The sequence below is a fragment of the Pseudomonas sp. TWR2-1-1 genome, from assembly GCF_049897045.1.
Lineage (GTDB): Bacteria > Pseudomonadota > Gammaproteobacteria > Pseudomonadales > Pseudomonadaceae > Aquipseudomonas > Aquipseudomonas versuta.
This window is the reverse complement of the sequence record NZ_JAFCVM010000004.1, coordinates 243,973-270,024: the sequence shown is the minus strand read 5'-3', so window position 1 is coordinate 270,024 and position 26,052 is coordinate 243,973. Positions and strand designations below refer to the sequence as shown.

Below are 26,052 nucleotides of genomic sequence, written 5' to 3'. Positions count from 1 at the left end.
TGCGTTTGACGGTCCCTATCTATGGGGTACGCGATGCCGAAACCGGGTCGCGTTAAAAATCTCGCTGAAATCAGGAGGATGAAATTATGAGCACTGCACTTTCCATGGCGCCACTGTTCCGTAATTCTGTCGGCTTTGACCGTTTTAGTGATTTGTTTGAAACCGCACTACGCAATGATTCCAGTGGCGGGTACCCACCTTACAACGTTGAAAAACGTGGTGAAGACAGCTATCGCATCGTGGTGGCCACGGCGGGGTTCCAGCAAGATGATCTGGACCTGCAAGTAGAGAAAGGTGTGCTGACCGTGAGCGGCAGCAAACGTGAAAGCACCAGCGAAGAAGGCGTTACCTTCTTGCATCAGGGCATCGCACAAAGGGCGTTCAAGTTGTCCTTCCGTCTCGATGACCATATCGAGATCAAGGGCGCAAACCTGAAAAACGGTTTGCTCAGCATCGACCTGCAGCGGGTCGTGCCCGAAGAGGCGAAAGCCAAACGCATCCCTATCAATGGGGATCAGCAGGCAGCTCTGAACAACTGATCCGAGCATGCGCCAGCAAAGAACCCCGTCTTTAAGGCGGGGTTCTTTGTTTTGGATAGACGCACATGGCGTGCCAGGCAGGCAGCCTTGAAGAGCAGTACGCAGGCACTTGTTCCGACTCTCTCCCCGGGGCAGGTGCCTGCTTTTTTACCGGGCGAGCGGGATCAATACAGGTCTGAACAATGCGGCGGTATCGCAAGTAAAGGGCTCGATGCCAATCGGGCCCTTTACTTGCATCAGTAAGCATTGAATAAATCCGGAGCCAGGCCCGGGGTTGCGGGCCTGGTTGTCACGGATTACTTTGCGGCCTGATTCGCGTTGCCCTGGTAGTGCTTGAGGTTTTTCTCGGCTTTGTAACGCAGGGCTACATCAGGAACGCTGCCGCTTTTACCGGTTTCTACCCAGTTGCGAATACGGCCGGCATCGGCAAAGTGAGTGTATTTGCCGAAGGCGTCCAGAATCACCAGCGAAACCGGGCGATTACCCATTTCTGTGACCAGTACCAGACAGTGTCCGGCCTGATTGGTGAAGCCGGTTTTGGTCAGCTTGATATTCCATTTGTCTTTATTGACCAGGTGATCAGTGTTGTGAAAACCCAGGGTGTAGTTGGGTTTGCGGAACGCCACGGTCTTTTCTTTGGTGGTGCTCAGCTGGGTCAGCATCGGGTAGTGCCGTGCCGCGGCCAGCAACTTGCTCAAGTCGCGTGCAGTGGACACGTTACGAACCGACAGGCCGGTCGGCTCGACGTAATGGGTGCTCATCATGCCCAGGCTTTTGGCCTTGGCATTCATCGCTGCGATAAACGCCACATAACCGCCCGGATAGTGGTGCGCCAGGCTGGCGGCGGCACGGTTTTCCGAAGACATCAGGGTGATCAGCATCATTTCATGACGCGACAGCTCGCTACCGAGCTTGACCCGGGAGAACACGCCCTTCATTTCCGGGGTGTCGCTGATATTGACCGAGATGTACTCATCCATCGACTGCTTGGCATCGAGTACGACCATGGCCGTCATCAGCTTGCTGACCGACGCGATGGGGACGATGACATCGGGGTTGCTGGAATAAATGACCTTGTTGGTCTGCAAGTCGACGAGCATCGCGCTGCCTGACGCGATGTGCAGTTGTGAAGTATCCCGTGGAGCCGAAGTGCCCTCGGTCGCTGCGGCGATCGAAGGGGCGGCGGTGCCTGTAAGAACTAAAAATAGGCTCAGAATCGAAAGATGAATTTTCACGCAGAATGACTCAAGGATGGTTGGGGAGTGCTGATCTGTAACGCTGTTATACACGTATCGTTACATTTCGTGAGTATGGATCAATAATCGTTGAAATGCCTGATTTCGCAGGGACTTGGCGCATGTATTTCAGGTAAATCGTTATTTGCGGACTTTGCCCCGCGCTGTTGGCTGCCGATCGCGTCGGTTGCCGCGGGCGAGGGTAGCAGCCCCAAGCTGTGCGCTGGCTGAACGTGAATTGGTCCGGGCGGCCCTTGGCACGCTTGAGGCACTTAAGAGGCCGGCAATTGTGTAAAATGCCGGCCCTTGAAATTGACCGGCCGGCCCGATGACTCCTGAAGCGTTAAGCACCCTGCACCTGCACTTACTGACTGCCCTGGAGACTGCGCCCGCGGAAACCCGGCGCTTGTTCCATGGGCGCGGGCGGTGCTGGCCGGGGCTTGAGCAGTTGACGGTCGACTGGCTGCAGGGCGTAGTGCTGGTTTCGTTGTTCAAAGAGCCTGAGCCGGCGCAGCTTGAAGCTTTGAAGCAATTGCTGCTGAGCCTCTCGCAATCGCCGGTGTGGCAAGCCAGCGGGGCGCACACGCTGGTTCTGCAGCACCGCTACACGCTCAACAGCGACACTGAGTGGCTGGCAGGTGAGGCGATTGACGAGTGGACGCTGACCGAAGGTGGCCTGCGCTACCGCGTTGATCTGGGCCGCAAGCAGAACAACGGCCTGTTCCTGGATATGCGCTACGGCCGCGACTGGGTGCGGGCCAACGCGCAGGGCAAGCGGGTCCTGAATCTGTTTGCCTACACCTGCGGCTTCTCGGTCGCCGCCATCGAAGGCGGCGCACAGCATGTGGTCAACCTCGATATGTCCCGTGCGGCATTGAGTCGTGGCCGCGACAATCACCGCCTCAATCAACACGACATGAGCAAGGTGAGCTTCCTTGGGCACGAGCTGTTCAAGTCCTGGGGCAAGGTAAAAAGCATGGGGCCGTATGATCTGGTGATCATCGATCCGCCTTCCTTTCAGAAAGGCAGTTTTTTGCTGACCAAGGATTACCAGCGTGTGGTTCGGCGCCTGCCCGAGTTGCTCAGTGAAAACGCCATGGTGCTGGCGTGCATGAACGATCCGGCATTGGGCTCTGATTTCCTGATTGACGGCGTAACCCTTGATGCACCGGGTTTGCGTTTCGTGCAGCGACTGGACAACCCGCCCGAATTTCCTGATGCCGATGCTGAATGCGGTTTGAAAGCGCTGGTGTTCAAACAAGGCGTTTGACCGGCAAAAAAAAGCCCGCGGGGGGAGGGTGCGGGCGAAGGGTTCATTGAATGAGCAGGGCGAATATACAGCTCGCTGCCAGCAAAGAATGTGAAACATATTTCATCGTATGGGGCGGATGCAGGCTTACTTGGTGCGCGACGATTCAAACAGGAACCACACGCGGCGCTCGGCTTCGTCGATCCAGTTTTCCAGCAGGCTGGTGGTCGCCACATCCCCGAGTTCCGAGCACATATCGTGGGTTTCACGCATGTAGGCCGCCAGTTGGATGTTGTCTTCGCGCAACTCGGCCAGCATGTCGCTCGGGGTTACGAAGTCGGCGTCGTTATCCAGCAGGCGCTGGAGTTTTTTGATGTGGCCTACCGAACGAATTGTGGTGCGCCCCAGCTTGCGTACGCGTTCGGCAATGGCGTCGGTGGTGGCAAAAATCTGGTCGGATTGCTCGTCCAGCAGCAGGTGGAAATCACGGAAATGCGGGCCTGACATGTGCCAATGAAAGTTTTTGGTCTTCATGTAAATGGCAAAGGTGTCAGCCAGCAGGGCATTCACTTCTGCTGCAATGTTGATGCAGGCTTCTTCGCTCAGCGCCGAAGGTGTCCGTAGATCGGCCTTTCTGCTTTCCTTGGCGGATTTCAGGTCTTTCATGATGGTTCCTCGTGGTGGCTGTGAATAGGATCTGACGCATGCCGAGGGGCGCTGCCTAAGCCGCCTGGCTCTTGCTTATGCCGGCTGACTTAAGACCAGGATCGGTCTTTCGTCAAACCCGGCGGACCGCGCCGTACAGATGTCTACAGGTTGCGACCGGCGAAAGAGCAAGATTGTTCAATACATTCAAAGCCCATGCTGCGACCCTTTGACGCTGCCCACTGCCAGGATCTTTTTGATGTCTACGACCCTTCCGCGCATCGCATTTACACGCGGTGCGATTGCTTGTCTTCCATTGACACTGGCGTGCGCGCCCTGGGGGTTGCTGGCGGGTTCGACGGCAATTGATGCTCAACTGACCCCGCTGCAAAGTCAGGGCCTGTCGGTGTTTGTTTTCGCCGGCGCAGCCCAGCTAGTAGCCATTGGCATGATCAAGGGGGGCGCCAGCGTGCTTTCAATCCTGCTGACGACCTTGCTCCTGACCTCACAACATTTGTTGTACGCGATGCACTTGCGTCCGATGGTCTCGCCACTGCCGGTCAGGTGGCGGTTGGGGCTCGGCTTTCTGTTGACTGACGAGTTCTTTGCGCTGGTCAGTCCTTATGATCAAAAGACGTTTAGCCGCTGGTATGCGTTAGGTGTCGGGCTGTGCATGTACCTGGGCTGGAACCTGTTTACCCTGCTGGGCATAGTCCTGGGCAAAAGCATTCCCGGGCTGGATCAGCTAGGGCTTGAGTTCTCGATTGCGGCTACTTTTATTGCGCTGATCACACCGGTAGTGCGCAATGTGCCTACGGTTGTTTGCGTGGCGGTCTCACTGCTGAGCGTGATGCTGTTCAGCCACTGGCAGTGGGAGTCGGCGATTGTATTGGCGGGACTGGCGGGCATGACTGCAGGCTATCTGTGCAAGCGGCTGGGGGAGTACTTCGCATGATTTGGCTGATTATCGGGGGGATGACGCTGATCCTGTTTTTCAACCGTTACCTGTTTCTGGAGCCGCGCTTGCCGATTCGCCTGAATCGAAGGGTAAAGGAGTTTTTGGGGTTTGCGGTGCCGGGGATGCTGACCGCAATTTGTGGGCCGATCATTTTTGTCAAAGATCACCGCCTCGATTTGAGTGCGGATAATCCCTACCTGCTGGCTGGCCTGTGTGCGATAGGGCTGATGCTCTGGAGCCGCAACGTTTTGATCAGTGTCGCGTCAAGTGTGGGGTTGTTTTATCTGTTTCGCTGGTGGCTTTGATCTGGGCTGCCGCTCGCGAGGTGAAGGGGCCGCTGACGGCAACACCGTCATTGACCACGTACCAGCAGGCCAAGAAGCCGTCGGCCCGAAGCGGGGCAGGCACCGCGCTACCAATAACAGACATGACTTGAATTCTGGACATAAAGACCTCTGCGCAAACAATGTCGCTAGCTTAAGGTCTATGCTGGCGCGCAAATAATCATTGCGCTTGATAGTCGCCATTGATGCCAGTGAGGTCAGGGGTCAATCAACCACCTGGTCAAGCATCTGCATGACTTGCTGGTCGCTCATGAGCCCTTCGCTTACAAGGTGCTGGGCCAGCAGCGACATGAGCTTCGCGGTGCGGTGGCCTTCGAGCTGCTTGAGCTCGGTCAGCGTGTTGTAGACCTTGCTAGAGGTGCACAGGCCTGCGGTGCGGTGCGGGTTTTGTGTTGGCATTCAGGTCGTCCTTGTTTTTATAAACTGTTCTTGGTTGCTGCCCGGGTGCAGCGGGCTGGGCTCCATCATGCTGCAGTTCGCAGCTTGAGGGTGTCTCACCCGCGACACTCATGACATCTAACCAGACCTGCCGGCAGCTCTACAAGCCTGCCGGTGAATGCGCTGCTTACCAGCGCGGCGGGCCGTAGTAGCCGCGGGGCGGGCCGTAATACACCGGATGCGGGCGACCATAGTAGCCCTGGTAGTAGACCGGTTGTGGCGCCGGGACGTAGACCGGCTGTGGCTGGTAATAGACCGGTGGGGCCTGGACATACACCGGCTGCGGCTGAGCGTAGACCGGTTGTTGTACATACACCGGGCGCGATTGCTGGGCAGCCATGACCGAGCCTACGACAGTCGCACCGACCACTGCACCGACAACGGCTGAACCGGCATCCCAACCGCCATGGGCGCTGGCTTGGCCTGCGACGGCCAAAGCGCCGATCAGCAAAGCAACTTTGGGGATGGTACGCATCATGACGATTCCTCTGATTTCAGTCCCGACTTTTGGCCAACGGGCCACATCAATACTGCGGGGATAACACTAAGACAGCTTTTTTTGAAAAAACTGCGGAGCGCTTCGGTAAATTTTGTGTAAGGTTTGCCCGGCGCTGAGACGTTTCAGCCCGGGCAGCAGCAATATGATCCAACATAATTACCCACGCGGCTTGCGCCGTTGATCTGAAAGCAATCTGCAAGGAGATGAGCATGCAAATGAATCCGGATAAAGACACCCGACTGTGCATATCGCTGTCGGGCCGACCGGGGAACTTCGGACTGCGTTTTCATAATCATCTGTACGAACAGCTGGGCCTGAACTTTTACTACAAGGCATTCAGCAGCAAGGATCTTGCAGGGGCGGTGACCGGTATCCGGGCCCTGGGCATTCGCGGTTGTGGCGTGTCCATGCCCTTCAAGGAGGCCTGCATTGCACTGGTCGATGAGCTCGATGCTTCGGCGCAAGCCATTGCCTCGATCAATACCATCGTCAACACCGATGGCCACCTGAAGGCCTACAACACCGACTACATCGCCATCGCGCAGTTGCTGCGCGACCATAAGGTGGCGCAGGAAACCACGTTCGCCCTGCGCGGCAGCGGCGGTATGGCCAAAGCGGTGGCCTCGGCCTTGCGTGATGGCGGTTATCGCAATGGCCTGATCGTGGCCCGCAATAAAGCCACGGGCGCAGGGCTGGCCAAAAACCTGGGTTATGCCTGGCAGCCGGAGCTGGGGGCGAGCAGGCCGCAGATGTTGATCAACACCACGCCCGTGGGCATGACCGGTGGCGCCGAGGCGAATGATCTGGCATTTGAAGAGGATGCGATTGCGCAGGCAGAAATCGTCTTCGATGTGGTGGCCATTCCGGCTGAAACGCCATTGATCGTAAGCGGTCGCGCTCAGGGCAAGCGCGTCATCACAGGCCTTGAAGTCATTGCGATTCAGGCGCTGGAGCAGTTTGTGCTGTACACCGGCGTGCGGCCGACACCTGAGCAATTCAAGGCCGCCGTAGCCTTTGCGCGCAGCTGAGTGAGAAGTCGGGCGAGTCACCTCGCCCGAATGACCTGGTTATTCCAGCTCCGCCAGACGAGCTTCGAGCGCCGCGATTCGCGCCTCGAGGGCTTCAAAGCGCTCCAGTGATACGCCGGAGCCGCTGCTGCGTTCGGCCGGTTGCTGACGGGCCGAGATGATTGTTTCGATATCGGCCGGGTCACCCAATGCATGCATGTAGCGGTCTTCGCGCTGGCCGGACTGGCGCGGCACCAGCAGCGCCAGATCACGGGCGATCAGACGCTCCAGCTGGTGCTGCACTTGCTCGGTGTCTTCAAAATCATGCATGCGCCCGCTACGGGTCAGCAGCTCATTGAGGGTCTGCGGGCCGCGCAAAAACAGTAACCCCAGCAGAATCACCTGGGCCGGAACCAGTTCCAGTTCCTTGTCGACCTTGTGTTCCCAGCGATCGGCACGGCTGCCCATCACCAGGCGGGTAAAGCCGCGACCTTCGAGTGCGCGCAGGCTTTGGCCAACCTGACCCTGGGTCAGGTTCATGACCGGCTCGCGACTGGTTTTCTGATTGCAGGCCAGCACCAGCGCATTAAGGGTCAATGGATAGGTTTCAGGATGGGTTGCCTGTTTCTCGATCAGGGAGCCGAGAATGCGGATCTCGATGCTGTTGAGACGAGGCCCGGTATCAGATTCGATCTGCGGGTTTTCTGGGGACTGACTCGCTGGGGCTTCCATTTCTGTTCTCCATTTTTAGCCAGCGGCCATTGTGGAGTTTTTTGCGCCTTAGAGCGACTGTCTTGATTGGCCCCGCTGGCCCCGCCTTGGGCGGTACCTGCGGGGGTGACCGGCTAGCGGTTGACCAGTTTGGCCGGCAGTGCAATCACCAGCAGGCTGCTCAACAGCAGGCAGCCGGCGAAGAACCACAGCGCTCCGGCACCGCTGCCGGTGACGTCGATGGCAATGCCCATCAACGAATTGCTCACCAGCCCGGCGATATTGGCCAGCGAACAGGCCAGGGCGAACCCGGTTGCGGCCGCCCGGCCCTTGAGAAAGGTCGCCGGTAAACTGAAAAATACCGGCACGGCCCCGATGATGGTGGCCGAAGCAATGGCAAACAGCAAAACCGTGGCAAACACGTTGTGGCTAAAGAAAGTGGCGGCGGCCATGGCTGCCGCACCCATCAGAAAAGGCACGATGATATGCCAGCGCCGTTCGCGGCGACGGTCCGAACTTGCGCCAATCAGCAGCATGCCAACCAGCGCGGCGGCACTGGGCAGGGCGGTCAGCACGCCGATATGGAAGTTGTCGGCTACCCCGGCGTTACGAATGAAAGTCGGCATCCAGAACGCCATGGCATAGGCACTGAGCAGGATGGAGAAGTCGATCCCGCCGAGCATCCAGACCTTGAGGTTGAAGAAACCGTCACGAAAGCTGTGCTTGCTGTGTTTACCCTCGACCTCATCCAGGCGCAGCTGACCTTCGAGCAAGGCTTTTTCTTCAGGGTTCAGCCATTTGGCTTTGTGAGGGTTATCAGGCAGTACCCAGAACGTCAGGATGCCAAGCAGCACGCTAGGTACCGCCTCAACGATAAACAGCCATTGCCAGCCGCGCAGGCCGGCGGCGTTGTCGAACGCGCCCATGATCCAGCCCGACAGCGGACCGCCGATAACACTGGAAAGCGGCATGCCGATCATGAACAGGGCAATGATGCGCCCGCGCCGGTAGGTCGGAAACCAGGTGGTCAGGTAGTACAGGACTCCCGGCAGAAAGCCGGCTTCGGCGGCGCCCAGCAGCAAGCGTACAAAGTAGAACTGGGTCGGGGTAGTGACCAGCATGGTGCAGGCCGACAGCAGGCCCCAGGTGATCATGATCCGGGCAATCCAGACCTTGGCCCCGACTTTCTCCAGGACCAGGTTGCTCGGCACCTCGAACAGGATATAACCGACGAAAAACAGGCCCGCCCCCAGGCCGAATGCAGTCTCGCTGAAGTGCAGGTCCTGGAGCATTTGCAGCTTGGCGAAGCCGATGTTAATGCGGTCCAGATAGGACGCCAGATAACAGAAGCAAAGGAAGGGGATCAGCTTCCAGGTGATTTTGTGATAGAGCGCCTTGATGCGATCTGCGACAGGAGTCGCAAGGCTTGTTCCAGCATTTGCAGAGGGCATGTGGTCTCCTGGCGGTGACGAGTGTTTGTTTTTGTGTGATCGCGATCAGTGCTTTGCCAGGCTCCAAAAGCGGTTTCCACAGGCAGTGTCAGAAGACTGGGCCGGCCCTGCTCGATGAATGAGTGCGCCAAGGCGGGCGGACACCAGCATATCGACTTTGGCGTCTGACAGCTCAATGGCGCATGCCCCCGGTTCTTCCTGCCCCGGCCTAAGTCGGGCAACTGGGCCCTACAGAGCGCACGGAGCGGCTGCTTGAGGAAAGCGATGGCGGGGCCGCTGCATCACGCGGCGAACTGCACTATCGCGCGGGGCTGGATCTGGGCGGCGATACGCCGCAAAGTGTCGCTTTTGCCATCGTCAGTGAAATCACCGCAGCATTCGGCGCTGTCAGCGCGCACACCGGAGGCAAGAGATGCCCGTCGATATGGAACAGACTGAGGTCGTGGCGGTGGTACTTGCCGCAGGGCTGAGCCGGCGCATGGGGCCCGACAACAAGTTGCTGCTGCCGGTGGCCGAGCAGCCGATGGTCAGGCATGTGGTACAGGCCGCGCTCGCCTCGCGCTGCGCCAAAGTGCTGGTGGTCATTGGGCATGAGGCCGCTGATGTTCGCCGGGCCCTGTCCGGGCTGGCGGTCGAATATGTGCTTAACCAGGATTTTACGGAAGGCATTGGCTCGTCGGTGCGTGTCGGCGCCAGAGCCCTCAGTGACCGGCAGGCGGTGATTTTTTGTCTGGGGGACATGCCCGGCGTCACGTCCGGGGTCATTGATCAGTTGATTGATGCCATGCAGGCGAACCCCGGTGTCGTGGGGTTTCAGGCCAGTTACAAGGGCAAGCGCGGCAACCCGGTGCTGTGGACACCCGAGTGTTTGCCCGGGCTTAGAGCCTGTGCCGGTGATGAAGGTGCGCGCCCGCTTTTGCGCCAGTATCGCGAGCGCGTCATGGCAGTAGAAACCGCCAGTCAATGGGTGAGGGTTGATCTTGATACACCCGAAGACTACTGGCGTGTCTATAATCGCCGCACATCCAATTCCCGCCCACAGACTGTCGAGACTTTCATGACTATCTCTCTGTACGCCGCTTCCGTTCCCGTGTTCAAACAAATGCTCAACGCCCTGAGCGGTGTTCTGACCAAGGCTGAGGCTCACGCGACGGCCAAGAACATCGATCCAAGTGTTTTCCTGCAAGCGCGTCTGGCGCCGGACATGTTCCCGCTGGTGCGTCAGGTGCAAATCGCGGTTGATTTTGCCAAGGGTGTTTCGGGCCGTCTGGCTGAAATCGAACTGCCGAAGTACGACGACAGCGAAGTGACCTTTGCTGACCTGCAAGCGCTGATCAGTAAAGTGCTGGCGTTTGTCGACGGCATCAAGCCTGAGCAAATCGACGGCAAGGAAGGCATCGAAATCATCACCCGTCAGGGCACCCCGAAAGAAAAGCGCTTCACCGGCCAGGCTTACCTGCTGACCTACGGCCTGCCTCAGTTCTTCTTCCACGTGACCACTGCTTACGCGATCCTGCGTCACAATGGCGTTGAAGTGGGCAAGCGCGATTACATGGGCGCGTTCTGATCGCGATACCTCGCCAGCGCTTACAACACCGGCGCCGTCAAGACGCCGGTTCTTCCTTGGCCATGCAGGCCGCAGCAGTAAACAGTACGTCGGTGGACGAGTTCAGCGCGGTTTCGGCGGAGTCCTGCAGGATGCCGATAATGAAGCCCACGGCCACCACTTGCATCGCAATCTCGCTCGGGATGCCGAACAGGCTGCACGCCAGCGGGATCAGCAACAGCGAACCTCCCGCTACCCCCGATGCCCCACAGGCACAAATGGCTGCCACCACACTCAGCAAAATCGCGGTCGGAATGTCGACTTCAATGCCCAGGGTATGCACGGCGGCCAGGCTCAATACCGTAATGGTGATTGCGGCGCCCGCCATATTGATGGTCGCGCCCAGCGGGATCGACACCGAGTAGGTGTCTTCATGCAGCCCCAGACGTTCGCTCAGTGCCATGTTCACGGGGATGTTGGCCGCCGAGCTGCGGGTGAAAAACGCGGTAATCCCGCTTTCACGCAAGCACAGAAACACCAGCGGGTACGGATTGCGGCGCAGTTTCCAGAACACGATCAACGGGTTCATGACCAGTGCCACAAACAGCATGCTGCCAATCAGTACGGCGAGCAGGTGCAGGTAGCCCAGCAGGGCACCGAAACCCGAGGTAGCGAGGGTCGAAGCCACCAGGCCGAAAATCCCCAGCGGCGCAAAGCGGATGACTACGCGCACGATGACAGTGACGCCGTTGGACAGGTCGCTGAGCACGGTGCGGGTGGTATCGCCGGCGTGGCGAATGGCGACGCCCATGCCGATGGCCCACGCCAGAATGCCGATAAAATTGGCGTTCATCAGTGCGCTGACCGGGTTGTCGACCACGCTCAACAGCAGGCTTTGCATGACTTCGCTGATCCCGCCCGGGGCTGCAATGGCGATATTTTCCGTTACCAGCACCAGGCTCGAGGGGAACATCATGCTGGCAATGACGGCCACGACGGCGGCGGCAAAGGTGCCGAACAGGTAGAGCACCAGGATCGGACGGATATGGGTTTCTTGCCCGTGCTTGTGGTTGGCAATGGAAGCCATGACCAGAGCAAACACCAGGATCGGGGCCACGGCTTTCAAGGCGCTGACGAACACCTTGCCGATAAAGGCCACCGAAAGTGCAGCAGCAGGCGCAAGCCAGGCCAGCAAAATACCGGCAATCAGGCCAATCACAATCTGGGTGACCAGGCTGGTGCGTTTGAGCTTTTGCAGCAGGGAAGGTGGAGCGTCAGTCATAAGGGTTTCTCTAGTTGTTTTGGACCGTGCACTGAGCAACAGCGGGACGATCTGCAACGAGCGGGCAGGCAGATCGATGACGGTCGGCGGGTTAAAACGTGTTGAGTAAAGCAGAGTCGGCAGCCGAGGTCAGTCAAGCGTGCCGAGTGGGTCTGTCCGGCCAGATTCATGGCGGGGGCGGACTTTAGCATAGTGCCGGGGGCGCTTCGCGGTTCAGGGGCAATCTGCCACACCCGTGGGGGATCTTCTCTGGGGTGGCGTGCCCCCGGGGGCGGTCGTTCTGCTACTATCGCCCATCCTCATCCTTGTTCAAATCAGCGGACCTGTTTCGGTTATCGCTGGCGTTGCTGTTTCTGGAGTCATTTCATGTTGTTGCCCATCCTGCTGCTGTCTGCGGCCGGCTTTACCGTGCTTACCACCGAGTTCATCATTGTCGGCCTGCTGCCCTCGATTGCCCGTGATCTAGAGGTCAGCGTGCCCCAGGCCGGTTTGCTGGTGACATTGTTCGCTTTTACAGTGGCGGCCCTGGGGCCGTTTTTGACTGCTTACTTTGCGCGCTTCAAGCGCAAGCCCCTGTTTATTACGATCCTGTTGATGTTTGCCTTCGCCAATACCCTCGCGGCGCTGGCGCCCAATATTTGGGTGATGGGCTTTGCCCGTTTGTTGCCGGCATTGGGCTTGCCGGTGTTTTGGGCCTTGGCCAGCGAAACGGCGGTAGACATCGTAGGGCCGGAGTACGCCGGGCGGGCGATTGCCAAAATCGGTTTCGGGATTGTCTGTGCGACCGTATTCGGGATTCCGGTCGGAACCTTGATCTCCGATGCCTGGGGCTGGCGCAGTGCATTCGCCATTCTCGCGGTGGTTGCACTGGCCAAGGCCTTGTTGCTGTGGGTTTATTTGCCGGCGACGCACGTGGCCAGGGCCAGCGTCACCCTGCGCTCGCAATTGAGCCTGTTGCGCAGCCCGCTGATGATTGGCCATATCGTGCTGTCAGTGCTGGTATTCAGTGGCATGTTCACGGCCTACACCTATCTGGCCGACATCCTGGAGCGACTGGCGGGCTTTGATGGCACCCTGGTTGGCTGGTGCCTGATGGGCTTTGGCGCAGTCGGCCTGATCGGTAACTCACTGGGCGGGCGCATGGTGGATCGCCATCCGCTGATCGCGTCGATTGTGTTCAGCGCCTTTATGATCGGCGCCATGGTGGCGTTGATACCGAGTATTCATACCTCGCTGGCGCTGGCGGCAGCGATGGCCATTTGGGGCATTACCCAGTCGGCGCTGTTTCTGGTCAGTCATGTCCGGCTGATGAAAGCGGCGCCCCATGCTCCGGCTTTTGCCGCGTCATTGAATATTGCCGGGGGCAACCTGGGGATCGGTCTGGGCGCGATGGTCGGCGGCCAGATAATCGACACCTACGGCCTGGGCAGCCTGGGCTTTGCTGCTGCCGGTTTTATCCTGCTCTCGATTTTGCTGGCGCTGATGTTGATGACGGCAAAACCGCGCGCCGCGGCCAGCGCTTAGTCGTTGGCAGGGGTGAACAACTCGCGTCGGGCACCCTCGGTAATTGCAACGATGCCGGGGTGTTGGCTCTTGCGTTCAACGGTGATGGCGTAAAACGATTCGGTGACCGCCTCGGTCTGGCCGATCAGCTCAACGTCGAACTGACGCATGACTTCCTGGGCGATCACGCTGGGGGCGATAAATACGCCGATGCCGGACTGGCCAAACGCTTGCATCAAGGCGCTGTCATCGAACTCACCAACGATTCGCGGCTGGATTTTCTGTTCTGCCAGCCAGCGCAGCAAACGACTGCGGATCACGGTTTCAGGGCCGGGGATTAGCAGCGGGGCGCCGTGCAGGCAGTGCGGGAAGTTTTCGGCATAGTCCCTGGCCAGGCTTGAGGTGGCAAAAAAACTGATGCCGCATTCCCCCAGTTTTTGGCTCAGGCCTTTGATGTCGAGGTGGGAGGGCATTGGGCTGTCGGAAATCACCAGGTCCAGACGTTGAATCGCCAGATCCGCCAGTAGCCGGTCGAGCTTGTCTTCACGGCAAGTAATACGGATCGGCTGGTCCAGCTCCATGGTGGGAGCGATCAGGCGATAAACAATCGACTTGGGCACCACATCCGCCACACCCACCCTGAACAGGATCTGCTGCTCTTTGGGAGCCATGCGCAGCATGCTTTCCAGTTCGTTGCCGAGCTGGAAAATTTGCTCGGCATAGGGCAGGACCTGGCGCCCGGTCTCTGTCAGCTCCAGCTGACGGCCGACCCGGCGAAATAGCGGCAAGCCGTAGGTATCTTCCAGCAGGCTGATTTGCCCGCTGATGGTTTGTGGGGTGAGGTTCAGTTGCTCGCAGGCGCGAACAATGCTGCCGGTTTTGGCGACGACCCAGAAGTAATGCAGTTGGCGGTAGTTGAGCATGAGCCGAATACTTCGTAAAAACCGAAGTATAGCGCTTAAAAATACGAATTTTCCTGAAGTGTTTGTCTGTCTAGAATCCCGCGTTATTCGCGAGCCATGCACGTGGCCGCCGTTATCGAGAGGAACGCGAGATGAACATTAAGAAAGCAGGTGCGCTGGCACTGCTAGCCGCTGGCCTGTTGCTGCTGGGCGGTTGTGATCAGGCCGAAAAAGCGGCGCAGCAAATGCTGAGTAAAACCGCTGAAACAGCCAAGCAGGCGATTGATGACACCCACAAGGCGGCGGAACAGGCGCTGAGCGAAGCCACCGGCGGTCAGGTTGAAAAAGAGCAGCCCGAGCAACAACGCAAAGAGTCGTCCCAAGCGATTTAACCCGTCCTAAACCAGAGTCAGAACACACCTATGGAATATCTTTTACAACTGGCTGCCAGCCCCGCAGCCTGGGTCGCGCTGGCCACGTTGATCGTGATGGAAATCGTGCTGGGCATCGATAACCTGATCTTTATCTCGATTTTGACCAACAAGTTGCCTGAGGCTTATCGCACCAAGGCGCGCCGTATCGGAATCGGCATGGCATTGATTCTGCGTCTGGGCCTGCTCGGCACTATCGCTTATATCGTGCAACTGACCACGCCGGTATTTGAGGTGCTGGGCCAGGCCTTTTCGTGGAAAGACATGATCCTGATTGCCGGTGGCCTGTTCCTGGTGTGGAAGGCGACCAGTGAAATCCACCACAGCATGAGCCCTGAGGTCGAAGATAAAACCGCGGGCGTGTCGTCCAGGGTGGCGCTGGGCTTTGCGGCTGCCATCGGGCAGATCTTGATGCTGGACCTGGTGTTTTCCATCGACAGCATTATCACCGCGGTGGGCATGACCGAGCACTTGCCGATCATGGTGGTGGCAGTCGTAGTGGCGGTGCTGGTGATGTTGCTGGCTTCGGAGCCACTGGCCAAGTTCATCAATGAAAACCCGACCGTGGTGATGCTGGCGCTGGCCTTCCTGATCATGATCGGTATGACCCTGATCGCAGAAGGCTTTGGGGCTCATGTACCCAAGGGCTATGTCTATGCCGCGATGGCGTTCTCCGCCACGGTGGAAACCCTTAACATTGTGGCGCGCCGGGTCCGGGAGAAGCGCCAGGCTGCTTTGCTGAAGTAATCACAAGCTGCAACGTAAAGGCCGTCCACCCTGTTTTGGGGGGACGGCCTTTTTGGTGCCGGGATTAGTGGGCGTTGACAGCGCCAGCCACTGGTTTTTCAGGCGGGGTTTGCAGCTTGGGCTGTACTTGCGGGTGGTGATGGCGGCTGATGCGCATCAGTCCCCAAAGCATCGCGGCGGCAACGGCCAGCCAGCCGGTAATCAGCAGAAAAATGGTCCATGTAGGGCTCATCAGTGCCTCCTTTGCCCACAATGGGCACAAACACACACTAAGCAACTGACAGTCTAGCGCGGGTAGTGTTGCAGTCTATTGACCAAAGGTCGTGCTGGACCAACTCATTTGTTCTATCCGCACAGCCAGGCTGTGGCTTAAGGCTATACCTTCGCCCAATCGCGCCCTATGATCGATGGCCACGTCGGGCCTCAAGGTCTGGCGCCCATTCAAAGCGAGGGAATATGCAGGGAGTGACGGGATTGAAATCAGTACGGCTGTGGCTGCTGTCGGTGTTTGCGCTGGCAATGGTGGGGTGTGCCAGTGTCGAGCCGCCCGAGCTTCGTCACCTGCCGGAAAGGGTCGAGCTCAATGGCGTACCCTTTTTTCGCGGCAACGCCAATCAGAGCGGTCCGCAGGTGCTGGCCAGCATGCTTGGCCAGCAACGCATCAGAATCACCCCGGGGCTGTTGGTCAAACCGTTGAAACTGCCGGGTGCCGAAGCATCGCTGCAAGACAATATGGAGCAACTGGCGGCGCAGTACGGGTTGATGGTGTACCCGTTGGACACATCCCTTGCGGCGTTATTGACTCAGGTGGCGGCGGGGTATCCGGTGATGCTGCGTTTCAGCGACGGTACCGTCTGGTCTGAACCACGCTATGCCATGCTCGTGGGGTATAACCGCACCAAGCGCACCGTGCTGTTGCGTGCGGGTATGGAGCGCCGGCGGCTGATGGACTTCAACAAGTTTGAGTCGGCCTGGAAAGATGCCGGGGGCTGGGCGGTGTTGATTTTGTCACCCGAGCAACTGCCGGCCAACGTCGACAAGGCGCGCTGGTTGAAAGCGGCCAACGACCTGTCCCGCTCGGGTCAGGAGCAGGCTGGAGCGAGGGCCATCAAGGCCCTGCAGAACCCGGGCAAATAACCGGCAGGGAGACAGGCCGGCCTGCACTGCACCAGGCAAATAGCATGCATGCAGGCCAGCCAGATCCCCGGTAGCAAACGGTCAATTAAAAGCCGTATTTATCACGCAGGCTGTAATACCACGCACCCAGGGCAGTCAGCGGCGTGCGCAGCAGTTGCCCGCCCGGGAAAGGGTAGTGGGGCAGGTCGGCGAAGGCATCAAAGCGTTCAGCCTGACCGCGCAGAGCCTCGGCCAGTACCTTGCCGGCCAGATGGGTGTACGTCACCCCGTGACCGCTGCAACCTTGCGAGTAATAGATGTTGTCACCGATACGGCCGACCTGAGGCAGGCGGGACAGTGTCAGCAGGAAGTTGCCGGTCCATGCGTAATCAATCTTCACATCTTTGAGTTGCGGGAAGGCTTTCAGCATTTTCGGGCGGATGATCGCCTCGATATTGGCCGGGTCGCGGGCGCCATATACCACGCCACCGCCGAAGATCAGGCGCTTGTCGCCCGACAGTCGATAGTAATCGAGCAGGTAGTTACAGTCTTCGACGCAATAGTCTTGTGGCAGAAGGGTCTTGGCCAGCTCCTCACTCAAGGGCTCGGTAGTGATCACCTGGGTGCCGCATGGCATGGACTTGGCTGCCAGCTCGGGTACCAAATTACCTAAATATGCGTTGCCTGCGACGATGATGAATTTGGCGCGGACCTTGCCTTGTGGCGTGTGCACCACCGGGTTGGCGCCGCGTTCAATGCGGATGGCGGGAGACTGCTCGTAGATCGTACCGCCCAATGACTCAACAGCTGCGGCTTCGCCGAGCGCCAGGTTGAGGGGGTGAATATGACCGCCACTCATGTCCAGTAATCCGCCCAGATACTGATCGCAGGCAACCACTTCACGAATCCGGCGCTGATCCAGCAGCTCCAGTTGCGTATTGCCATAGCGTTCCCAGAGTTTCTTCTGGGCTTGCAGGTGACCCATCTGCTTGGCGGTGATGGCTGCAAACACACCGCCGTCTTTCAGGTCGCACTGTATTTGGTACCTGGCCACCCGGTCGCGGATGATCTTGCTGCCTTCAAATGCCATTTGCCCTAACAGCTGCGCTTGCTTGGCCCCCACCGTGCGCTCGATGACATCAATGTCGCGGCTATAACTATTAACAATCTGCCCGCCATTGCGACCTGACGCGCCGAAACCCACCTTTGCGGCCTCCAGTACCGTGACCTTGAACCCGCTCTCCAGCAAAAACAGCGCGCTCGACAGCCCGGTATAGCCGGCGCCGATCACGCAGACGTCTGTCTCAATGTCATCCTGCAGGGCGGGGCGTTCGGGAGCCGGGTTGGCAGAAGCTGCATAGTAAGACTGGGGGTAGGGGGTGTTCGACATTCTGCAGCCTCTGTTTAATATATTTGACGAGTAGGGCGATGCTACCTGAGTTGAAATCCACCGGCTAGCCACCTGCCGAACAGGTTTTTTGCAGCTCATACAAATAATTCGACTATTCATAGAGTTAGCTGCAAAAAAGGTGTTGACACCCCTCCGCAAATCTATAGAATGCGACCCCACAGCAGGCACGTAGCTCAGTTGGTTAGAGCACCACCTTGACATGGTGGGGGTCGTTGGTTCGAGTCCAATCGCGCCTACCAAACAAAATCCGCTCTGCTGGGCGGTCTAGAAGGGCTCACCGAAAGGTGGGCCCTTTTTTGTTGGCTTCGATTTGCAAAACTTTTGCAAAACCCCCACCTCAGAACGCCAAATCAGCCCTCGCCTCCAGGTACTGGAGAAGTCGCAGCACGGCGGCATGACTGATCATCCAGGGGGCTAGGCCAGTTCAACAAGATTACCCTGCGTATCAATGGTGGCCAGAGCGGCACTGTATGCCCAGGCGCTCAAGGTGCTGGTGTGAGGTTCGATGCGGTGAAGTGGGCGGGGTGCTGCTGGTCAGCCTTGTCCTGATGGCTGGCAGCGCATGGACCGCATGGGTGTGGCGGGCCAACGGTTATGAGCGGCGACTGGCCGCCAGCGACCAGGCCCATTACCCAGGACTTGCCATGAGAAAACCAAATAAGCACACCTGCGTGATCGCCCTGCGACTGCTGACCTGCGGTAGATGTCCAACTCGACGCCACCAGCTCCAGCGGCTTGGTTTATGGCGCCCATAGAGCCATGTTTGCTCCAACGCATGCTCAATGAATTATCGGGATCACTGGCGATGGCGATCAAGGATTGATCGCGCTGCCACGGTCATGTGGATCGCATGGGAGAAATTCAGTTCTAGCTTCTCCAGGCGTAGGTATGTAGCAAACGTTGTAGAAGCCCTCTCACCTGGATCTGGTGAGAGGGCTTCTTGTGGACACCTAAAACATTGAGGTGTCCATTATTTCGATGTCGCAGGGTTACCTCCCAGCATCGGGTCCTAAGTAATACCTAGACAGATGAGTCAGGGTATTGTTGTTGCGGTGACAAGACGTTCTCTTTTAGCCGTTCGATATGGGCCAACCGATTCTCGCGGTGAATGCGTTTTGTAGTAGTCCGTTCCGGGTAGCAGCGCATGAACATGTTGGTGAAGTGTTCACCATAATGAATCGATGTGTCTCTTTCGTTCCCTAGCACCGGGCGGGCAACAGCTTCGAAGTGGGGTTCGTGGAAGTAGGCGAAGGCAAAGCGCTCACGGGTGTTCAGCTTGACTTTATGGGGCGTAGAAAGCAGCAGGCCATCAGTTAGAAATTGCAGAATATCCCCGGGGAAGACTGTAAACACGCGGGGGACTGGTTTGACAAATGTCCAGGGCTCCTGATGCTCGAATTGACCAGCAGAACTTTCTGTCTGCAACCAGTTTCGGTTGCGTTTTTCTCCTGCAACCGGCGGGCGAATATACAAACCACCTACATCATCCTGGCTGGCGATGACCAACAGACCATAGTCTGTATGGGCGCCAATCCCTCGGGATGTACTGGAGGACTCGGCAGGGAAACGAAGCACACGCATGTGGTGCCATCCGTTTTTAGTCAGTGATGTCAGGGAGTTTCTGTCCGGCAATTCAAGCCCCAAGGCAACTAGTTCCAGCAGTTTTTCTCCCACAAGGCCTAGCTCGTTCATATAGTTTTTCATACTGGATTTGTAGTCAGCGTCGGGCCATGGTGCGGGACCGTGACAAGGCCAGCCTTGTTGTACCTGTTCGCTGGTGTGTGGCAGGTCTTTACAAACTGTGAATATTTCCGGGTTGTCCCGTTCGCCGGCGGTAACTTCTTCGCCTGAAAAAACATACCCGCTATAACTCAGATCGCTCAAGCAACTTGCTTTGACTGCATGAGGCATTTTGAAAAAACGCTTGCTAGCTTGCAGAGCACTTTGCAAAGCGAGCTCTTGATCAGGTGTACTTGCAATCTGGAAGATTCCATCGGTTTGCCATGCTTTGATCAATGCGTGTCCGAGCGCTTTATCGGCAGCGTTACCGGTGACGCATTCGGGTAAAACGAAAGTTTGTAAGTCAGTCATTATCATTCCCTCTTAATCCATTTGAAGGGACGTACTCTCAATTAATGAGACGTTGGACTGCGGTACTGCGCTCAACGGAACTTCACCAGAACAGTGGCCTGGCACTGTTGGATCATGTACATCGTCATATTCCCGTTAGGGAGTAGGTTTCTATCGTGCATTATCGGTTTAGGTAAACGTCTTTCGTAGTTAAAATTCCAGTTGTATTGCCCCTGCTCAGGTTTTATCTGCGAAGGCACCAAACTATGTTTAACTCTGGCTTCGATCACTGCTTTATAGCGTGTTGTAACAAAAAAGCGTTTTTTGTACTTCACTTAATTCATGCAGGCACTGCATTCTTTCTCAAAGCGATTAGCAGAGCCAAAGGGTAGTTGCTTGTTCAAATGAAACGTCCGGGCGTAAATTCCTGAAGCGCACAGAGCCCCCAGTCGGTATTTATCGCTGACCCCAGCATGTGATTAAACCTGGAGGTAAATCCGTAACCTCGTCTGCGTTGAGGGTGTCCATAGCTTGCGTATAGGTGTCAATGTTTAGACCACCTGTAGTTAATAAGTGGTGTTTCATTTCCATCCAGGTAAGGCGCCAAAAGGCAGGCATGGGTGATCCATTACTGAGGGGTGGGTAATGTAATGAGCTGCCCAGTTCCTTTAGGTTAAGAGTCTTTAAGTCGTCCGATAGTCTGTTGCCCCAATGACAGTCGGTGCCAATGGTTTTGTGTAAAACTTCCCACATGGTTTTCATTGTTTTGCTATAGGCTGAAGGGAGGGGGTCTGTCGTGTGGGTGTCAATAAGCTCAGAAAGAATGATCCACCCACCAGGTTTCAACCATGATACAAGTTTTTCCAATACTTCTGATCGGTCGCGAAGGTGCATGAGCACGAGGCGTGCGTGAATTAAATCAAACTCACCTAAAGATGGGGTCGTGCATATGTCCGATTTTAGAATCGTAAGATTTTTATCGGCAGATGTTTGCTTGGGTAAGAATTGTCCGTCTCGGTCTAATGCAAGCACCTCGAAGTTTTTTTGCCGGGAACCGGCTGAGAGCCATGAGGCGATGCTTCCTGTGCCTGAGCCAATATCCAGGCATCTTGAGTTTAAAGGAAGGTTGAGGTTGGTTATATGTTCTTTTGTAATAGGGTCAAATGCCATGGTTATATGGTTCAGTCGATCAAGCTCAGCGTGTTGATTTTGATTGAATATAAACTCGCCATAAACTTCCATATCATGTTTCTCCGTTGTGGTGCGTTATTACCCTGGAACTTTGGAGCAGCTGTAGTTGGCTTCCATAGAGGCAGGGTGAGGCTCACTGTAGATCACGGTCGAAGACTTGCAATGTTATATTTCTGCGGAGCTTGGATATACCGCTGAAGTGCATGAGTGGAGGATTTTCTATAACTTTTTAGACATTGGGTCTAAGTGAAGAACTGTTCTTGTGATCGATAAATCATGTTTTTGCAAGGAGAAGACGTTGTGCAGGCTTTGATAGGGCGGACGGGGTAAGTGCTTTCACATTGACTGAGGTTGTATTGAATCTGCTGCTTGAAATTTACGGCAGCAACAGTATTCCAGGATTCATTTACATGATTTATATGGATTTATTTGATGGGCCCCATTCCTCGTCGGGGCTCTCTTGGGCGGTCTAGAAGGGCTCACCGAAAGGTGGGCCCTTTTTTGTTGTCTGCGATTTGCAAAACTTTTGCAAAACCCCCACCCCAGAACGCCAAATCAGCGCCTGGATATATATTCCTGCGGGAATTTCTGCTGCCACAGCCTCTCGTAGCGCCTTGCCCGTCTTGATCTGCAACCCATGGACTCCTGAGGTCGACGCCCTACAACACGCAACTCACCAGCCAATGGCCCTGGCTGACCACGCTGAGATTCCTGATGGAAGGGCGGCATGCCTACGCCCAGGCGTCCTTGAAACGATATCCGGGTGGGTTCATGCAAGAGCAGGCGGGACTGAGGCTCGCTAGCAGGCAGATGCGCTTGTCCTATTGCTTTGCTTTATCGAGCCAGCGGGTGAGCCCTGTGCAGGAGCGTCAAAGGTGTTGAACCTCGATTTGCCGTTTAAAGGCTGCGAGCGCATTAAAAATTAATGGCCCCGTCATCGGGTCGGTGGCAATGCTCTCGGCGCTCAAGCGGCTGGACAAGAGGTTCACTGTGATTGACGCTTGTTCGATGATGCGAGCGGACATCGTGTCCAGGACCAGCCGCAAAGCGGCTTGCGCGTGACTCGCCCTGGGCGATGCGTTGAACAGCGCGACGGGTTTGCCAGGGAACTCTTCACTGCTCACGAGCCAGTCGAGCATGTTTTTGAATGAACCAGGAATACCTCGAGCGTACTCGGGGCATGAAAACAATAGCCCGTCCGCCTGCCCGATAATTGAGCATAACTGTGCCACTGCCTCGGGGGGATTCTCGAGCAGATCCGGGTTGAAGTGAGGCAACCCATCAATCCCGTCATAATGCATGACCACTACGTCTGCGGGGCATAGACGTTCAGCCGCACGCAGCAAAATCGAGTTGGAGGAGGCCTCACGCAGACTTCCCGAGACCGCAAGTAAACGCACCATTTCCACACCCTTGGCGATTCGTAAGTGGATGAATTTTCGCACGAGCTGAGCTGCATGCTCCATTGCAAAAGGTCAGGTACGCAGTCGGCCAACATCTTCCAGGCACCGGCACTCGCAAAGGTAATGATGATGCGCTGTATTACTGGTCGAGTCTGGACGCAGACACCTTTTGTTCTACGACATAGCGACTGGGCACTTCACCCAGTACACGCTTGAATACAGTTGCGAATGCACTCGAGCTGCTATACCCCAACTCTATTGCGACCTGCGTAACTGACTGGCCGTTTCCAAGTCGAACAACAGCGGCGAGGAGGCAGGCTTGTTGCCTCCATTCGATATAGCTGATGCCGGCTTGCAGTCGAAAGTGGCGGGTAAAGGTGCGGCGGCTCATTGCGGTGCGATGCGCCATGTCGTCGATGCCGATCTCCAGTGAAGGGTTGGCCAGGAAATCGCGGCACACTCGAGCAAGACGCGGGTCAGTCGGCAACGGCGCATTGAGCGATAGCGCAGGCATCCCGGCAATTTCGTGCAGCAACAAACCCATCAGGTAGCCATCGCGTCCATTTTTGTCATAGCGCGCGGGTATATCGATGGCCGTCTCCAGCAATTGCCGCAGCAGCGGCGATACATCGAATACCTGGCAATGAGCCGGCAGCCCCAGGCGCTGTGCAGCCTGTTTGCGGATGTAGGTATTGAGCATCGTGACCGGGCCGCGCATGTGCATGGCGTGCGGTCGCCCGGGCGGCACCCAAATGCCGCGCAGAGGCGGAACGACCCAGTTGCCTTCGTCGGTGAATATCGTGATGACACCGCGTGCGGCATAGGCGAATTGTCCTCGCTGATGGCTGTGCGACGGGAACAGCTCACCGTCTGCATAGTCGGTTGCGCTCACGACAGCATCGCGCGGTATGTTTTGGTAGGGATCCAGCGTTGTTGTGTGCATGGCCTGATTTTAATGATATTTGGCCTGCGCCTGAAAGCGGGCCATTGCAGTTTCTTGCATATTCCCCCTGGTGCAGAGCATTCAAAACACACCATTAAGGGACAAACACCCCAACCATGCAGAAAAAACACGTGTTGCTTGCCGTCTTGGTGACGGCCGTTTGGGGATTGAACTTCCCCATTACAAAGCTCGGTCTTGCCGATACGGACCCCCTGCTGTTGACTGCGATTCGCTTCACGCTGGCCGCCTTGCCCTGGGTGTTTTTCGTGAAGCGTCCGCAAGTTGCCTTGCGCTGGGTTGCAGCCTATGGATTGATCTTCGGCGTAGCGATGTGGGCCTTGATCAACATGGGTATCGCATTGGGTGTGCCGCCCGGCAGTGCCTCGCTGCTGATCCAGTTCAGCGCATTCTTCACCCTAGGCTGGGGTGTACTGTTGTTCCGTGAAAGCCTGTCAATGCCTCAGTTTTTCGGCATTGTGCTGGCTGCAGCAGGGCTGATTGGCATTCTGTTGGACAGTCCGGGTGAGGCCACCATGACCGGTTTTGCCTTAGTGCTCTTTAGCGCTGTGGCCTGGAGCATTGGTAATGTCGTGATCAAGGTGTCGAAGGTGCAGCAGATTTTCGCCTTCGTGGTGTGGGCCAGCCTGTTTCCACCGATTCCGCTATTTTTGATGACTTGGCTGTGGCATGGCCCGGCTCCCTTTATAGCGTTGCCTGCGCATTTGAATGCGGTTACGACATTGTCACTCGCCTTCCAGGTCTACGGCGCCACACTTTTCTGCTACTGGGGGTGGAACCTGCTATTGCGTGAGTACCCTGCCTCGCGGGTAGCGCCGCTGTCGTTGCTGATTCCCGTGTTTGGCATCGTCAGCTCCATTCTCATCCTCGGCCAACGCCCCAGCGCCTCAGGTTGGGTCTCCATTGCATTGATTCTGTTTGCGCTTGCCGTGGGCTCAAGGCCGGGACCTGCAATGCTGGTACGCCATCGTGGCCTCTGACACGCAATACGTGCGACGAAGTTGACAGGGTACGACCGCAGCAAACCGGTGGCAGGGGAAGGCACGAGTGACAGTGTCACTCGTGCTTTGCTGCAGCTTTTCAATATTCAGCCTCAGTTCAATCGATCGCCTTGCTAACGGCTGCGCCAATCAGTACGAACGGCGCCAGCACCACCATGAGCACTGTCATCCAGGCTCCCGTGTAGGCATCGTCGACCTTGTTTCCCAATCCTGATGTGGAGGTAGCGGGCTCCTTGCTTTTGGACACGCTCAGGGCATAACGATAATGTCCGGGCTGGTCTCCTTGGCGGATGCGGCATGCTTCGTGACTGAGGCTGATAGAGCGTCCTCCCTGCAACTGACCGGTTGTGCTGTTGTGGCTGTCGATACGCTGCTGCAGGTCGTTCATCTGCGTCTTGAGTTCGGACTCGCAGTCGCCTTCATGGGTGAATACGCGGCTCTTCTTGTTGATCACGCCAGGGCGATTCTGGCGATCCAGTAACACGCTGATTTCACCGCCGTGCCCATCATCGCGTTGAAACTCCCTGGCCCCCGTGAGTGTCTCGAAACCGGTATTGCTGAGTGCGCTGAGTTGATTGCCGCTGAGCGGTTTATTCAGGGTATAGCCATACACCTGCGGTCCGCCGACGGGCGCCTTTGTTGAAGGTGTGGTGCACGCCGTCAGTGACGAAGCAATAATCGAAAGGCTTAACGCGACACAGAGCGTCCTGTCCATGACTTCATCCATTGAGTGTTTGGGTCGCCGATAATCAGGCGCAGAGTACCTTAGGTCCGTGCATCAGGGTAATGCGCCAATTGTGGGTCATGGCGCAACTTGCCAGCGACAGGTAACGGCCGGGCATCGTTCTCACCGACTAACGCAAGACTGGATGCAGCCACTGATTCACCATGGCGTGGCAGAAATGGAATACTTTGTTGGCCCGGTTATTCGTCGCTCAAGGAGAGCTTCTAAATATGCAGATACGCAAACTCACCCATGACGACCTGCCCCGCGCAAGCGCCATGTGCCTGGACGCATTCATGCTGGCAGTTGCCCCCTCACTTTCGGCGCAAGGCATAGATACCTTCGCCAAGGTGGTAGCGGCGCAGGCGTTTGCCGAACGTATGGAAGGCGATAACCTGATGCTGGTTTGCGTTTCGGACGGGGTGATTGTGGGGCTGATTGAGCTCAAGCAAGGGTGTCACGTGGCGATGCTGTTCGTCGCCCCGGGCTGGCAGCGGCGGGGTATCGGCATGGGGCTGGTGAACGCGGCACTGAAGCAGGCCAGGGGTCAGCTGGTGACGGTCAGGACGTCGCTGTCTTCGGTGGCAGCCTACGAAAGCTACGGATTCGTTTTGACAGGGGAGGTGGGAGAGTTCGCCGGGCTGGTCTTTCAGCCGATGGAGAAGCGGCTTTGATTCTGCCCGCGCTG

Annotated in this window: 28 protein-coding genes, 1 tRNA gene and 1 pseudogene; 14 read left to right on the top strand and 16 right to left on the bottom strand. The window is 57.0% G+C overall.

Annotated features, from left to right (window positions below):
- Window positions 1-86 precede the first annotated feature (86 nt).
- Entirely contained in the window at window positions 87-539 is a 453-nt protein-coding gene (locus tag ACP7BO_RS12410) for an Hsp20 family protein (RefSeq protein WP_397456280.1), read from the top strand.
- Window positions 540-835: 296 nt separating this feature from the next.
- Here the strand turns inward: ACP7BO_RS12410 and pbpG are convergent, their stop codons facing one another.
- The gene (gene pbpG / locus ACP7BO_RS12405; RefSeq protein ID WP_060691481.1) at window positions 836-1,774 is read right to left on the bottom strand and encodes a D-alanyl-D-alanine endopeptidase; all 939 of its coding nucleotides are present in this window, start codon (window positions 1,772-1,774) and stop codon (window positions 836-838) included.
- 328 nt (window positions 1,775-2,102) lie between these two features.
- Here pbpG and ACP7BO_RS12400 point away from each other — a divergent pair, with 328 nt between their 5' ends.
- Window positions 2,103-3,044, top strand: coding sequence for a class I SAM-dependent methyltransferase (locus ACP7BO_RS12400; protein ID WP_426210685.1), 942 nt, complete (start codon window positions 2,103-2,105; stop codon window positions 3,042-3,044).
- A 126-nt stretch (window positions 3,045-3,170) separates the two neighbouring features.
- Here ACP7BO_RS12400 and ACP7BO_RS12395 read toward each other — a convergent pair whose 3' ends face one another.
- On the bottom strand, window positions 3,171-3,689 hold the full coding sequence (locus ACP7BO_RS12395) for a Dps family protein (protein WP_060691483.1): 519 nt from the start codon (window positions 3,687-3,689) through the stop codon (window positions 3,171-3,173).
- 238 nt (window positions 3,690-3,927) lie between these two features.
- On the opposite strand from ACP7BO_RS12395, the gene ACP7BO_RS12390 reads away from it, so the two are divergent.
- Both ACP7BO_RS12390 and ACP7BO_RS12385 read left to right on the top strand, forming a co-directional pair.
- Window positions 3,928-4,623: an AzlC family ABC transporter permease gene (locus tag ACP7BO_RS12390; RefSeq protein ID WP_397456282.1), complete on the top strand. Its 696-nt coding sequence runs from the start codon at window positions 3,928-3,930 to the stop codon at window positions 4,621-4,623.
- Window positions 4,620-4,931 (top strand): AzlD domain-containing protein, encoded by a 312-nt coding sequence (locus ACP7BO_RS12385; protein ID WP_397456283.1) that lies wholly within the window; start codon window positions 4,620-4,622, stop codon window positions 4,929-4,931. Before ACP7BO_RS12390 ends, ACP7BO_RS12385 begins: the two co-directional genes overlap by 4 nt.
- Here the strand turns inward: ACP7BO_RS12385 and ACP7BO_RS12380 are convergent.
- From ACP7BO_RS12380 to ACP7BO_RS12370, 3 genes are all read right to left on the bottom strand, one after another.
- A complete protein-coding gene (locus ACP7BO_RS12380; RefSeq protein WP_426210682.1) occupies window positions 4,879-5,073 on the bottom strand; it encodes a hypothetical protein in 195 nt (64 codons plus the stop codon). The two genes, ACP7BO_RS12385 and ACP7BO_RS12380, sit on opposite strands and share 53 nt — an antisense overlap.
- Window positions 5,074-5,174: 101 nt before the next feature.
- Window positions 5,175-5,369 carry a hypothetical protein gene (locus ACP7BO_RS12375; RefSeq protein WP_060691486.1) on the bottom strand — a complete coding sequence of 65 codons (195 nt, stop codon included), beginning with the start codon at window positions 5,367-5,369 and terminating at the stop codon, window positions 5,175-5,177.
- A gap of 166 nt (window positions 5,370-5,535) precedes the next feature.
- Window positions 5,536-5,886 carry a hypothetical protein gene (locus tag ACP7BO_RS12370; RefSeq protein WP_060691487.1) on the bottom strand — a complete coding sequence of 117 codons (351 nt, stop codon included), beginning with the start codon at window positions 5,884-5,886 and terminating at the stop codon, window positions 5,536-5,538.
- 230 nt (window positions 5,887-6,116) lie between these two features.
- On the opposite strand from ACP7BO_RS12370, the gene ACP7BO_RS12365 reads away from it, so the two are divergent.
- The gene (locus tag ACP7BO_RS12365) at window positions 6,117-6,935 is read left to right on the top strand and encodes a shikimate 5-dehydrogenase (protein WP_426210680.1); all 819 of its coding nucleotides are present in this window, start codon (window positions 6,117-6,119) and stop codon (window positions 6,933-6,935) included.
- A gap of 39 nt (window positions 6,936-6,974) precedes the next feature.
- Here ACP7BO_RS12365 and ACP7BO_RS12360 read toward each other — a convergent pair whose 3' ends face one another.
- Window positions 6,975-7,646 carry a YceH family protein gene (locus ACP7BO_RS12360; RefSeq protein WP_426210678.1) on the bottom strand — a complete coding sequence of 224 codons (672 nt, stop codon included), beginning with the start codon at window positions 7,644-7,646 and terminating at the stop codon, window positions 6,975-6,977.
- Window positions 7,647-7,759: 113 nt separating this feature from the next.
- A complete protein-coding gene (locus tag ACP7BO_RS12355) occupies window positions 7,760-9,076 on the bottom strand; it encodes an MFS transporter (protein WP_426210676.1) in 1,317 nt (438 codons plus the stop codon).
- 412 nt (window positions 9,077-9,488) lie between these two features.
- Between ACP7BO_RS12355 and ACP7BO_RS12350 the strand changes: the two are divergent.
- Together ACP7BO_RS12350 and ACP7BO_RS12345 are read left to right on the top strand one after the other, a co-directional pair.
- Window positions 9,489-9,998, top strand: a pseudogene (locus ACP7BO_RS12350) (nucleotidyltransferase family protein); the annotation flags it as partial.
- 135 nt (window positions 9,999-10,133) lie between these two features.
- Window positions 10,134-10,643 (top strand): DUF1993 domain-containing protein, encoded by a 510-nt coding sequence (locus ACP7BO_RS12345; RefSeq protein WP_073510642.1) that lies wholly within the window; start codon window positions 10,134-10,136, stop codon window positions 10,641-10,643.
- Between the two features lie 37 nt (window positions 10,644-10,680).
- Here ACP7BO_RS12345 and sstT read toward each other — a convergent pair whose 3' ends face one another.
- Complete coding sequence (gene sstT / locus ACP7BO_RS12340) at window positions 10,681-11,904, bottom strand: serine/threonine transporter SstT (protein ID WP_426210674.1); 1,224 nt, start codon at window positions 11,902-11,904, stop codon at window positions 10,681-10,683.
- Between the two features lie 366 nt (window positions 11,905-12,270).
- Here sstT and ACP7BO_RS12335 point away from each other — a divergent pair, with 366 nt between their 5' ends.
- Window positions 12,271-13,428, top strand: a complete 1,158-nt coding sequence (locus tag ACP7BO_RS12335) for an MFS transporter (protein WP_426210672.1) — start codon at window positions 12,271-12,273, stop codon at window positions 13,426-13,428.
- On the opposite strand, the gene nhaR is transcribed toward ACP7BO_RS12335, so the two are convergent.
- A complete protein-coding gene (gene nhaR / locus ACP7BO_RS12330; protein WP_397456290.1) occupies window positions 13,425-14,330 on the bottom strand; it encodes a transcriptional activator NhaR in 906 nt (301 codons plus the stop codon). The two genes, ACP7BO_RS12335 and nhaR, sit on opposite strands and share 4 nt — an antisense overlap.
- Window positions 14,331-14,461: 131 nt before the next feature.
- On the opposite strand from nhaR, the gene ACP7BO_RS12325 reads away from it, so the two are divergent.
- Both ACP7BO_RS12325 and ACP7BO_RS12320 read left to right on the top strand, forming a co-directional pair.
- The gene (locus ACP7BO_RS12325; RefSeq protein WP_426210669.1) at window positions 14,462-14,701 is read left to right on the top strand and encodes a hypothetical protein; all 240 of its coding nucleotides are present in this window, start codon (window positions 14,462-14,464) and stop codon (window positions 14,699-14,701) included.
- Window positions 14,702-14,731: 30 nt separating this feature from the next.
- Window positions 14,732-15,487, top strand: coding sequence for a TerC family protein (locus ACP7BO_RS12320; protein WP_073510514.1), 756 nt, complete (start codon window positions 14,732-14,734; stop codon window positions 15,485-15,487).
- Between the two features lie 64 nt (window positions 15,488-15,551).
- Here the strand turns inward: ACP7BO_RS12320 and ACP7BO_RS12315 are convergent, their stop codons facing one another.
- Window positions 15,552-15,719: a hypothetical protein gene (locus tag ACP7BO_RS12315; protein ID WP_397456294.1), complete on the bottom strand. Its 168-nt coding sequence runs from the start codon at window positions 15,717-15,719 to the stop codon at window positions 15,552-15,554.
- Between the two features lie 224 nt (window positions 15,720-15,943).
- On the opposite strand from ACP7BO_RS12315, the gene ACP7BO_RS12310 reads away from it, so the two are divergent.
- Window positions 15,944-16,624 carry a peptidase C39 family protein gene (locus tag ACP7BO_RS12310; RefSeq protein WP_060691496.1) on the top strand — a complete coding sequence of 227 codons (681 nt, stop codon included), beginning with the start codon at window positions 15,944-15,946 and terminating at the stop codon, window positions 16,622-16,624.
- Window positions 16,625-16,709: 85 nt separating this feature from the next.
- Here ACP7BO_RS12310 and ACP7BO_RS12305 read toward each other — a convergent pair whose 3' ends face one another.
- Window positions 16,710-17,993, bottom strand: coding sequence for an NAD(P)/FAD-dependent oxidoreductase (locus ACP7BO_RS12305; protein ID WP_426210666.1), 1,284 nt, complete (start codon window positions 17,991-17,993; stop codon window positions 16,710-16,712).
- Window positions 17,994-18,176: 183 nt separating this feature from the next.
- On the opposite strand from ACP7BO_RS12305, the gene ACP7BO_RS12300 reads away from it, so the two are divergent.
- Window positions 18,177-18,253, top strand: a tRNA-Val gene (locus ACP7BO_RS12300).
- 781 nt (window positions 18,254-19,034) lie between these two features.
- On the opposite strand, the gene ACP7BO_RS12295 is transcribed toward ACP7BO_RS12300, so the two are convergent.
- The 4 genes from ACP7BO_RS12295 to ACP7BO_RS12280 form a co-directional block, all read right to left on the bottom strand.
- A complete protein-coding gene (locus tag ACP7BO_RS12295) occupies window positions 19,035-20,105 on the bottom strand; it encodes a 2OG-Fe(II) oxygenase family protein (protein WP_426210664.1) in 1,071 nt (356 codons plus the stop codon).
- Window positions 20,106-20,540: 435 nt separating this feature from the next.
- Window positions 20,541-21,326: a class I SAM-dependent methyltransferase gene (locus ACP7BO_RS12290; RefSeq protein ID WP_426210662.1), complete on the bottom strand. Its 786-nt coding sequence runs from the start codon at window positions 21,324-21,326 to the stop codon at window positions 20,541-20,543.
- Between the two features lie 818 nt (window positions 21,327-22,144).
- Window positions 22,145-22,741, bottom strand: coding sequence for an NADPH-dependent FMN reductase (locus ACP7BO_RS12285; protein ID WP_426210660.1), 597 nt, complete (start codon window positions 22,739-22,741; stop codon window positions 22,145-22,147).
- A gap of 76 nt (window positions 22,742-22,817) precedes the next feature.
- Window positions 22,818-23,621 (bottom strand): helix-turn-helix domain-containing protein, encoded by an 804-nt coding sequence (locus tag ACP7BO_RS12280; protein ID WP_426210658.1) that lies wholly within the window; start codon window positions 23,619-23,621, stop codon window positions 22,818-22,820.
- 116 nt (window positions 23,622-23,737) lie between these two features.
- Between ACP7BO_RS12280 and ACP7BO_RS12275 the strand changes: the two genes are divergently transcribed.
- Window positions 23,738-24,619 (top strand): EamA family transporter, encoded by an 882-nt coding sequence (locus ACP7BO_RS12275; RefSeq protein WP_426210656.1) that lies wholly within the window; start codon window positions 23,738-23,740, stop codon window positions 24,617-24,619.
- Between the two features lie 118 nt (window positions 24,620-24,737).
- Here ACP7BO_RS12275 and ACP7BO_RS12270 read toward each other — a convergent pair whose 3' ends face one another.
- Entirely contained in the window at window positions 24,738-25,355 is a 618-nt protein-coding gene (locus ACP7BO_RS12270; RefSeq protein ID WP_426210654.1) for a hypothetical protein, read from the bottom strand.
- Window positions 25,356-25,594: 239 nt separating this feature from the next.
- Between ACP7BO_RS12270 and ACP7BO_RS12265 the strand changes: the two genes are divergently transcribed.
- Window positions 25,595-26,038 (top strand): GNAT family N-acetyltransferase, encoded by a 444-nt coding sequence (locus tag ACP7BO_RS12265; RefSeq protein ID WP_426210652.1) that lies wholly within the window; start codon window positions 25,595-25,597, stop codon window positions 26,036-26,038.
- The last annotated feature ends 14 nt before the right edge of the window (window positions 26,039-26,052 follow it).

Bases quoted from the DNA above. Each gene is read 5' to 3' on its own strand.
- ACP7BO_RS12320 (WP_073510514.1), top strand. From the start codon at position 14,732: ATGGAATATCTTTTACAACTGGCTGCCAGCCCCGCAGCCTGGGTCGCG.
- ACP7BO_RS12335 (WP_426210672.1), top strand. From the start codon at position 12,271: ATGTTGTTGCCCATCCTGCTGCTGTCTGCGGCCGGCTTTACCGTGCTT.
- ACP7BO_RS12265 (WP_426210652.1), top strand. From the start codon at position 25,595: ATGCAGATACGCAAACTCACCCATGACGACCTGCCCCGCGCAAGCGCC.
- ACP7BO_RS12295 (WP_426210664.1), bottom strand. From the start codon at position 20,105: ATGACTGACTTACAAACTTTCGTTTTACCCGAATGCGTCACCGGTAAC.
- ACP7BO_RS12280 (WP_426210658.1), bottom strand. From the start codon at position 23,621: ATGCACACAACAACGCTGGATCCCTACCAAAACATACCGCGCGATGCT.
- ACP7BO_RS12315 (WP_397456294.1), bottom strand. From the start codon at position 15,719: ATGAGCCCTACATGGACCATTTTTCTGCTGATTACCGGCTGGCTGGCC.
- ACP7BO_RS12345 (WP_073510642.1), top strand. From the start codon at position 10,134: ATGACTATCTCTCTGTACGCCGCTTCCGTTCCCGTGTTCAAACAAATG.
- nhaR (WP_397456290.1), bottom strand. From the start codon at position 14,330: ATGCTCAACTACCGCCAACTGCATTACTTCTGGGTCGTCGCCAAAACC.
- ACP7BO_RS12395 (WP_060691483.1), bottom strand. From the start codon at position 3,689: ATGAAAGACCTGAAATCCGCCAAGGAAAGCAGAAAGGCCGATCTACGG.
- ACP7BO_RS12325 (WP_426210669.1), top strand. From the start codon at position 14,462: ATGAACATTAAGAAAGCAGGTGCGCTGGCACTGCTAGCCGCTGGCCTG.
- ACP7BO_RS12410 (WP_397456280.1), top strand. From the start codon at position 87: ATGAGCACTGCACTTTCCATGGCGCCACTGTTCCGTAATTCTGTCGGC.
- ACP7BO_RS12360 (WP_426210678.1), bottom strand. From the start codon at position 7,646: ATGGAAGCCCCAGCGAGTCAGTCCCCAGAAAACCCGCAGATCGAATCT.
- ACP7BO_RS12365 (WP_426210680.1), top strand. From the start codon at position 6,117: ATGCAAATGAATCCGGATAAAGACACCCGACTGTGCATATCGCTGTCG.
- ACP7BO_RS12385 (WP_397456283.1), top strand. From the start codon at position 4,620: ATGATTTGGCTGATTATCGGGGGGATGACGCTGATCCTGTTTTTCAAC.
- ACP7BO_RS12375 (WP_060691486.1), bottom strand. From the start codon at position 5,369: ATGCCAACACAAAACCCGCACCGCACCGCAGGCCTGTGCACCTCTAGC.
- ACP7BO_RS12380 (WP_426210682.1), bottom strand. From the start codon at position 5,073: ATGTCCAGAATTCAAGTCATGTCTGTTATTGGTAGCGCGGTGCCTGCC.
- ACP7BO_RS12285 (WP_426210660.1), bottom strand. From the start codon at position 22,741: ATGGAGCATGCAGCTCAGCTCGTGCGAAAATTCATCCACTTACGAATC.
- ACP7BO_RS12400 (WP_426210685.1), top strand. From the start codon at position 2,103: ATGACTCCTGAAGCGTTAAGCACCCTGCACCTGCACTTACTGACTGCC.
- ACP7BO_RS12290 (WP_426210662.1), bottom strand. From the start codon at position 21,326: ATGGAAGTTTATGGCGAGTTTATATTCAATCAAAATCAACACGCTGAG.
- ACP7BO_RS12390 (WP_397456282.1), top strand. From the start codon at position 3,928: ATGTCTACGACCCTTCCGCGCATCGCATTTACACGCGGTGCGATTGCT.
- ACP7BO_RS12270 (WP_426210654.1), bottom strand. From the start codon at position 25,355: ATGGACAGGACGCTCTGTGTCGCGTTAAGCCTTTCGATTATTGCTTCG.
- sstT (WP_426210674.1), bottom strand. From the start codon at position 11,904: ATGACTGACGCTCCACCTTCCCTGCTGCAAAAGCTCAAACGCACCAGC.
- ACP7BO_RS12275 (WP_426210656.1), top strand. From the start codon at position 23,738: ATGCAGAAAAAACACGTGTTGCTTGCCGTCTTGGTGACGGCCGTTTGG.
- ACP7BO_RS12355 (WP_426210676.1), bottom strand. From the start codon at position 9,076: ATGCCCTCTGCAAATGCTGGAACAAGCCTTGCGACTCCTGTCGCAGAT.
- ACP7BO_RS12370 (WP_060691487.1), bottom strand. From the start codon at position 5,886: ATGATGCGTACCATCCCCAAAGTTGCTTTGCTGATCGGCGCTTTGGCC.
- ACP7BO_RS12310 (WP_060691496.1), top strand. From the start codon at position 15,944: ATGCAGGGAGTGACGGGATTGAAATCAGTACGGCTGTGGCTGCTGTCG.
- ACP7BO_RS12305 (WP_426210666.1), bottom strand. From the start codon at position 17,993: ATGTCGAACACCCCCTACCCCCAGTCTTACTATGCAGCTTCTGCCAAC.